At 35.0% G+C, this 7,449-nt stretch carries 5 protein-coding genes; 3 read left to right on the top strand and 2 right to left on the bottom strand.

Features of this window, described 5'->3' with window-relative positions; genetic code table 11:
• The 3 genes from JO950_RS20500 to JO950_RS20490 form a co-directional block, all read left to right on the top strand.
• A partial coding sequence (locus JO950_RS20500; RefSeq protein ID WP_202704300.1) for a gliding motility-associated C-terminal domain-containing protein occupies positions 1-2,619 on the top strand: 2,619 nt, incomplete at its 5' end.
• A 57-nt stretch (positions 2,620-2,676) separates the two neighbouring features.
• Complete coding sequence (locus JO950_RS20495; RefSeq protein ID WP_035629060.1) at positions 2,677-3,585, top strand: type IX secretion system membrane protein PorP/SprF; 909 nt, start codon at positions 2,677-2,679, stop codon at positions 3,583-3,585.
• A 2-nt stretch (positions 3,586-3,587) separates the two neighbouring features.
• Positions 3,588-5,528, top strand: a complete 1,941-nt coding sequence (locus JO950_RS20490) for an OmpA family protein (RefSeq protein ID WP_202704298.1) — start codon at positions 3,588-3,590, stop codon at positions 5,526-5,528.
• Between the two features lie 939 nt (positions 5,529-6,467).
• Here the strand turns inward: JO950_RS20490 and JO950_RS20485 are convergent.
• Positions 6,468-6,620 (bottom strand): hypothetical protein, encoded by a 153-nt coding sequence (locus JO950_RS20485; RefSeq protein WP_165571361.1) that lies wholly within the window; start codon positions 6,618-6,620, stop codon positions 6,468-6,470.
• Positions 6,621-6,622: 2 nt separating this feature from the next.
• Entirely contained in the window at positions 6,623-7,153 is a 531-nt protein-coding gene (locus JO950_RS20480; RefSeq protein ID WP_202704296.1) for a hypothetical protein, read from the bottom strand.
• Positions 7,154-7,449: the final 296 nt, after the last annotated feature.

The following is a 7,449-nucleotide window of genomic DNA, read 5'->3' as shown; positions in this document are numbered from 1 at the left end:
ACAGCTACAGGAACTCCTCCAACAGGATCTCCGGTAACAGCTAAGTCAACCGATCCAAGTCCAATTTGTTCGACTTGCAGGCCAATAGATCCTACTTGTTCAACCTGTACAGTAGTAAGTTTTATTGATGCGATAGATGAGATCCCATTAGTAGTTAATGGATTGAACGGAGGCACCACAGTTTCTGTATTGTTGAATGACAAATTACATGGTACAACTATAGTCGCTTCAGACGTGAATTTAAGTGCGGTTTATTTACCAACAGGAATGACATTAAATACCGATGGTACTATTAAAGTTAGTACTGGTACTGCACCAGGGGTTTATACTGTAATTTATAGTATATGTTCAAAAGCAATGGCAGCAGCCGGTACACCAATGTGCGATCAGGCTGAAGCTAAAATTACAGTAACGGCAACAGTTGAACCAATATTCGAGAATGGAAGTATTGCATCAACAGGAGGAACTGTTTTCACAAACATTGCAAGCAATGATAAAGTAAATGGAGTTTCGGCAGTATTAGGAACAACAGGAAATGCTACAGTTGCAGTGTCAGGCACATGGCCAACAGGAATTACTTTAGATCCTTTAACCGGTAAAGTAAGTGTTGCGGCAGGAACCAGACCAGGAACTTATAATGTAGTTTATCAGTTATGTGACAAACTAACTCCGGTAACTTTTGCGACGGTTTCAGATGAAATTAAAGTAACTCCAGTTGTTGAACCAATATTCGAAAATGGAACTATTGTGTCAACAGGAGGAACTGTTTTCACAAACATTGTAAGCAACGATAAAGTAAATGGAGTTCCGGCAGTATTAGGAACAACAGGGAATGCTACAGTTGCAGCGTCAGGAACATGGCCAACAGGAATTACTTTAGATCCGTTAACCGGAAAAGTAAGTGTTGCGGCAGGAACCAGACCAGGAACTTATAATGTAGTTTATGAGTTATGCGACAAATTAACTCCGGCAACTTGTGCGACGGTTTCAGATGAAATTAAAGTAACTCCAGTTGTTGAACCAATATTCGAAAATGGAACAATTGTGTCAACAGGAGGAACTGTTTTCGCAAACATTGCAAGCAATGATAAAGTAAATGGAGTTCCGGCAGTACTAGGAACAACAGGGAATGCTACAGTTGCGGTGTCAGGCACATGGCCAACAGGAATTACTTTAGATCCGTTAACCGGAAAAGTAAGTGTTGCGGCAGGAACCACACCAGGAACTTATAATGTAGTTTATCAGTTATGCGACAAACTAACTCCAGCAACTTGTGCGACGGTTTCAGATGAAATTAAAGTAACTCCAGTTGTTGAACCAATATTCGAAAATGGAACTATTGTGTCAACAGGAGGAACTGTTTTCGCAAACATTGCAAGCAACGATAAAGTAAATGGAGTTCCGGCAGTACTAGGAACAACAGGGAATGCTACAGTTGCGGTGTCAGGAACATGGCCAACAGGAATTACTTTAGATCCGTTAACCGGAAAAGTAAGTGTTGCGGCAGGAACCACACCGGGAACTTATAATGTAGTTTATCAGTTATGCGACAAACTAACTCCGGCAACTTGTGCGACAGTTTCAGATGAAATCAAAGTAACGGTAATTGCAGGGGCATCAATAATTGCAAATGATGATAACATTCCAAGCGTAAATGGAATAACAGGGACACCAAATGCAGGGAACGTATTAGGTGGTAATCCAAATTCGGATACTTTAAATGGTGTACCAGTTGTGATTAGCCTGGTTGATTTAAAAGTGACAACACCGGCAGTTCCAAAAACATCTGGAGCAGCAGTTCCGGTAATTGACACTACCACAGGAATAATAAGTGTTCCGGCTAATACACCAGGAGGTACCTATACATTAACGTACAGTATTTGCGAAAAATCAAATCTTTCGAATTGTGATGCTGCAACGGTAACCATATTGGTATCAAGACCAAGTATTGCTTTAGTGAAAACGGTACATTTCAATGATGAAGATGGTGACAGTAATGCAAAAGTAGGGGAGACTATTACGTATAATTTTACAGTAACCAATACAGGAAATGTAGCGTTGACTAATGTTTATATAGTAGATCCGTTAACTGGAATTACCATGACCGGAGGCCCAATAAATTTAGCTGTAGGAGAAGAGGATAGCACTTCCTTTACAGGAACTTATTCGATCGTACAAGCTGATATTAATTCGGGAAGTATATCGAATCAAGCCGAAGTTTTTGGAACAAGTCCTGATCATATTGAGGTAAAAGACAAATCAGATGATAGTAGTGTATTGGGGGATAAACCAACTGTTTTATCGCTACAAGGTTGTGTAATTAAAATATTCAACGCGGTTTCTATAAATGGAGACAGTAAGAACGAGAGATTTTATATCCAGGGATTAGAATGTTATCCTGACAATACGGTTCAGATTTTCAACCGTTGGGGAGTTTTGGTTTTTGATCGTGATCATTACAATAATAATGATATTGTTTTTAGAGGTATTTCTGAAGGACGTGTTACAATCAAAGATTCAAAAGGATTACCAGAGGGAACTTATTATTATATCATAAAATATAAAGACCATCAATCTACTCCTCATCAGGAAGCGGGTTATCTGTACTTGACCAAATAATATTCTATGCTAATTAATTGGCTTGTTGAAGTTGAGCTGTAATTAAAAATGAAAAAAATGAAAAAGTTAATTTTAGTTTTACTGTTTTGTTCAACTGCGAGCTTTGCACAGCAGGATGCACAATTTACACAATACATGTACAATACCATTAATGTGAATCCTGCTTATGCGGGATCACGTGGAGTACTGAGTATTTTTGGTTTATATCGTACCCAATGGGTTGGGTTAGATGGCGCGCCGGAAACAAGTAGTTTTTCTGTAAATACACCAGTTGGTAATAACGTTGGGTTAGGAGTTTCATTAATCAATGATAAAATAGGTCCAACGAATGAGAATAACTTATCGGCAGATTTTTCGTATTCTATACCAACATCGGCTACAGCCAAATTATCTTTTGGCATAAAAGGATCAGCAAATTTATTCAAATTAGATCCAACTAAATTAACACCGGAAGATCAGGGAGATCCGCAATTTCAGGATTTTAAAAATAAATTCACGCCTAATATTGGAGCCGGAGTTTACTGGCATACAGATAAAGCTTATGTAGGTTTATCGGTTCCTAATTTCATTCAGACCAATCGTTATGATGATAATGATGTTGCGATTTACAAAGACAAAATCAACTATTATTTTATCGCAGGTTATGTATTTGAATTAGATCGTTATGAAACCGTAAAATTTAAACCGGCTATAATGACAAAAATGGTCGAAGGTTCACCATTGCAAGTAGATGCATCGGCTAACTTTATGTTCAACGATAAATTTGTAATTGGAGTGGCTTACAGATGGAGCGCTTCGGTAAGTGCACTGGCTGGTTTTCAAATCACAGATGGTTTGTATTTGGGTTATGCTTACGATCGTGAAACAACCAAATTAGTGAATTATAATTCAGGATCGCACGAGATATTCCTCCGTTTTGAATTCTTAAATAAATATGGACGTATAACTTCACCAAGATTTTTCTAATTATGAAAGTTAAAAATATAATTTATGCTGCTGTTTTGTCGTCTGTTTGTTTTAACGGAACGGCTCAAAAAACAGTTTTAAATAAAGCAGAGAAGGAGTACAATCAATATGCTTTTGTAGACGCTATCGCTATTTATGAAAAAGTAGCAGAAAGCGGATATAAGGATGAAAAAATGTTTCAGAGATTAGGAAACTCCTATTATTTTAATGCCGAATTACCGAAAGCTGCAAAGTGGTATGACGCCCTTTTTGCTTTTAACGAGCAACAAGAACCTGAATATTATTACAGATATGCTCAGACGTTGAAATCTGTGGGTGATTATGCCAAAGCAGATAAAATGCTTGAAATTTTTAATGCGAAAGTAAAAACTGATACAAGAGGCGTTTTATTCGAAAACAATAAAAATTATCTGGAGCAGATTAAAGCGAATTCAGGAAGATTTGATATTGCAAATGCCGGAATTAATTCGAAACAATCAGATTACGGAAGTACAATTTATAATAATAAATTAGTATTTGCTTCTGCTCGTGATACTGGAAGTGTTATTAAAAAAACATTTAAATGGACAAATAAATCGTTTACGAATTTATATGCTGCGGAATTAAAAGCGGATGGAACTTTAGATAATCCAATTCGGTTTGAGAAAAAAATCAATTCAAAATTTAATGAATCTTCTCCGGTTTTCACCAAAGATGGAAAGACGATGTATTTTACCAGAAACAATTTTCTAGGAGGTAAAAAAGGAAAAGACAATAAAAGAATTACCTTATTAAAGTTGTACAAAGCCGAATTTGTAAATGATAAATGGGCAAATATTATTGAGTTGCCTTTTAATAGTGATCAATACAGTATTGCACATCCGGCTTTAAGTCTGGACGAAAAAAAGCTTTATTTTGCATCAGATATGCCGGGAACTTTAGGACAATCGGATTTGTTTAGTGTTGTTATTAATGAAGATGGAACATTCGGGAAACCGGAAAATTTAGGAACAGCAATTAATACCGAAGGAAGAGAAACATTCCCGTTTATATCCGGAGATAATGAACTTTATTTTTCAAGCGACGGACGTCCTGGATTAGGTGGACTTGATGTATTTGTGGCAAAAATCAAGGAAGATGCTACTTTTGATCTGGTACAAAATATTGGAGAACCCGTAAATACCAAGTTGGATGATTTTGCTTTTATAATTGACAGCAATACACGTAAAGGTTACTTCTCATCCAACAAAGAAGGCGGAATTGGAAATGATGATATCTATAAATTCACAGAAACAAAAAGACTGGATTGTGAAAAAAAATTATTTGGAATTGTTTCAGATTCTCAAACGAACGAAGCTTTAGCCGATGCAAAAGTAATTTTGCTTGACGATAAGTTTAAGGAAATTGCAACAATAATTTCGGATAAAAACGGAAGTTACAATTTTGATGTAAAATGCAATCAAACCTATTATGTAAGAGTTTCAAAACAAGATTATGAAACTAATGAAAGTTCGGTTACAATTCAGCCAACAAATGATAAACCTGAATTAGATATTAAATTAAATAAACAAATCAAGCAAATAGAAGTAGGGACAGATTTGGCTAAAACCTTAGATATTCCGATGATTTATTTTGATCTGGATAAATCATTTATTCGTCAGGAAGCTGCTTTTGAATTAGAGAAAGTACTTGCTGTAATGAAACAATATCCTGAAATGAAAATCGATGTTCGTTCTCATACAGACAGTAGACAGACTCAGGAATATAATATGAGATTGTCTAATAAAAGAGCAAAAGCAACAATCGAATGGTTTGTAAAACGAGGAATTGCCCCAACCAGAATATCAGGGAAAGGATATGGCGAAAGTAAGTTAATCAATAAATGTTCAGATAATGTAGCTTGTACAGAAGATGAACATCAGTTAAACAGAAGAAGTGAATTTGTAATCGTTTCAATGCAATAAGAACTTACAAATCATTATCGATAAAAACACAGTCTAAAAAGTGTGTAAGTTTTAAAAATAACGGGGTTTAACTTTTTAAATAAAGTTGAACCCCTTTTTCAAATATAGATAAGAACTGATTGAGTATTAATTCCTAATTATGTATTAGAATAGCCCGTTTTTTGATCAGTTCTATTCAAATAGACCTATATTTCTTAAAAGGGTTCTGTCGCATTTGGGAATAGCTTTTATCTTTGGAATTTTAAAACTAAAAAAAAATGAATACCAAAGGTCAGAGCTATCCAAAATCTATTATTCTTCGGGCAGTGTATTTTAAATTAAGATTTACCCTAAGTTACCGGGATGTATAAGAGATCATGAACATGTGAGGAGTTCATGTTGATCATGCTACCATTCAGCGCTGGGTTTATAAGTTTGCACCTTTTATTGAAGCTATTTTTTGGGAGCTCTTCCCGCTATTCGTTCCAATCTTTTGTGCCGAACCCCGGCACAAAAGGATTTCACTGCACACGAGCGGAGCGAACTGGCGAAGCAATCGGGGCTAGGGCTGCTGAGGGGCCCGGCTCTTTAGACTAATAAAAAATAAGCAAGGTTATAAAAAAATAGCGCCAATTGTCTTCAATTGGCGCCATTTGGCTTGTTTGTGATCCATAAAGGACAAATTACGCACCATTTTATGGAGGATTTGAACAGATTGGCTTACTGGAAGTAGGGTCTGTATTTGTATGTCTTCAGTGTTTTGGTTTGGATGTCCCGTTGGGGATTGATGTAAATTTGGATAAAATTTTTAATTTGGCCTGATTACACGTTAATTTTTTTAAATCTGTTCGATTCTGCCACAAAACCAATAATGTAGACAATTGAGATAATAATTCATCTGATTGCCAAATTTTTGAAGCAAAAAGCATCAACTACATCAAATGTCTGATATGGTATGTTCTAATTTTTAAGTATTAATTTCTTTTTCTCAGTTTTCTTTTTTGTTAGTTTTTTCTTTTGAAAAAAATCGCTTAAAGCTTTTTCTTCAGCTAATGTTAGAGAACTTAGTCCACCAATACTGTCTATATCTAAATCTAATTTTTTAGTTTTCATAATTATTTATTTTGAAAATATTTATTGATTAATTTCAAAGCTGATTTTGTTTCAATTATCATAATTCTACCACCGAAATGGAATGCTCCAAGTGTTTTTTCATAATGATCAACTAATTGCGACTTTGAAAGAAAAGAAACATTTCCATCGTGACCGCGCTGAAAAGATAATTTACAAGCATAAGCAACTAGATTACCAGCTACACCAGCATAAACCTTTGTTTGTCCTTTATTGAATGGAGCACTTTCAACAAGATGCATATAGACATGATCTGACTTAACTTCTAAGCTTATAAGACCTTGAATTATTTTTGAATTTCCAAAAATTGTAAGTTTATAAACATCTCTAATTGGATTTTTAAATTCTTCATTCCAATTAAAAAGCCAGCCATTTTTCTTTGTTAAAGACTTTAAATCAGAATTTTGGAGAACAGAAATTTCAGTCTGAAAACTATCTCTAGTAATCACGTTTTCTATTGAGTTTGTTAATTTGTCAATTATAAAATCGAGTCCTAATTCTGCTTCTTTATCCATAGTGCTAATTTAATGAATATAATCTAATTTTGAAAACATTTGAATATGGAAAATAAATTCTGCCGACCCTCTCGACAGAATTGTTGGACTGTAATAGTTTCGAACCTAAGCTTGCTACAGATTTATTTTTCTGGGTTTCTATTTTTTAAAACATTTCCTTGCCGCGATTCGGTTCTGTCGCATCTGGGAATAACTTTTATCTTTAGAATTTTAAACCGATCAAAAGATGAATACTAAAGGTCATTGTTATCCAAAATACATAATTCTTCAGGCAGTATATTTCAAGCTAAGATTTA

It is taken from the genome of Flavobacterium sp. UGB4466, assembly GCF_903469665.1.
In the GTDB taxonomy this organism is placed as follows: domain Bacteria; phylum Bacteroidota; class Bacteroidia; order Flavobacteriales; family Flavobacteriaceae; genus Flavobacterium; species Flavobacterium lipolyticum.
The sequence above is the reverse complement of the archived record's forward strand: the minus strand, read 5'-3'. Positions and strand labels throughout refer to the sequence as shown.

What these genes read in the sequence shown, in the direction of transcription:
- JO950_RS20495 (WP_035629060.1), top strand. Translation starts at nt 2,677, where the DNA reads ATGAAAAAGTTAATTTTAGTTTTACTGTTTTGTTCAACTGCGAGCTTT.
- JO950_RS20490 (WP_202704298.1), top strand. Translation starts at nt 3,588, where the DNA reads ATGAAAGTTAAAAATATAATTTATGCTGCTGTTTTGTCGTCTGTTTGT.
- JO950_RS20485 (WP_165571361.1), bottom strand. Translation starts at nt 6,620, where the DNA reads ATGAAAACTAAAAAATTAGATTTAGATATAGACAGTATTGGTGGACTA.
- JO950_RS20480 (WP_202704296.1), bottom strand. Translation starts at nt 7,153, where the DNA reads ATGGATAAAGAAGCAGAATTAGGACTCGATTTTATAATTGACAAATTA.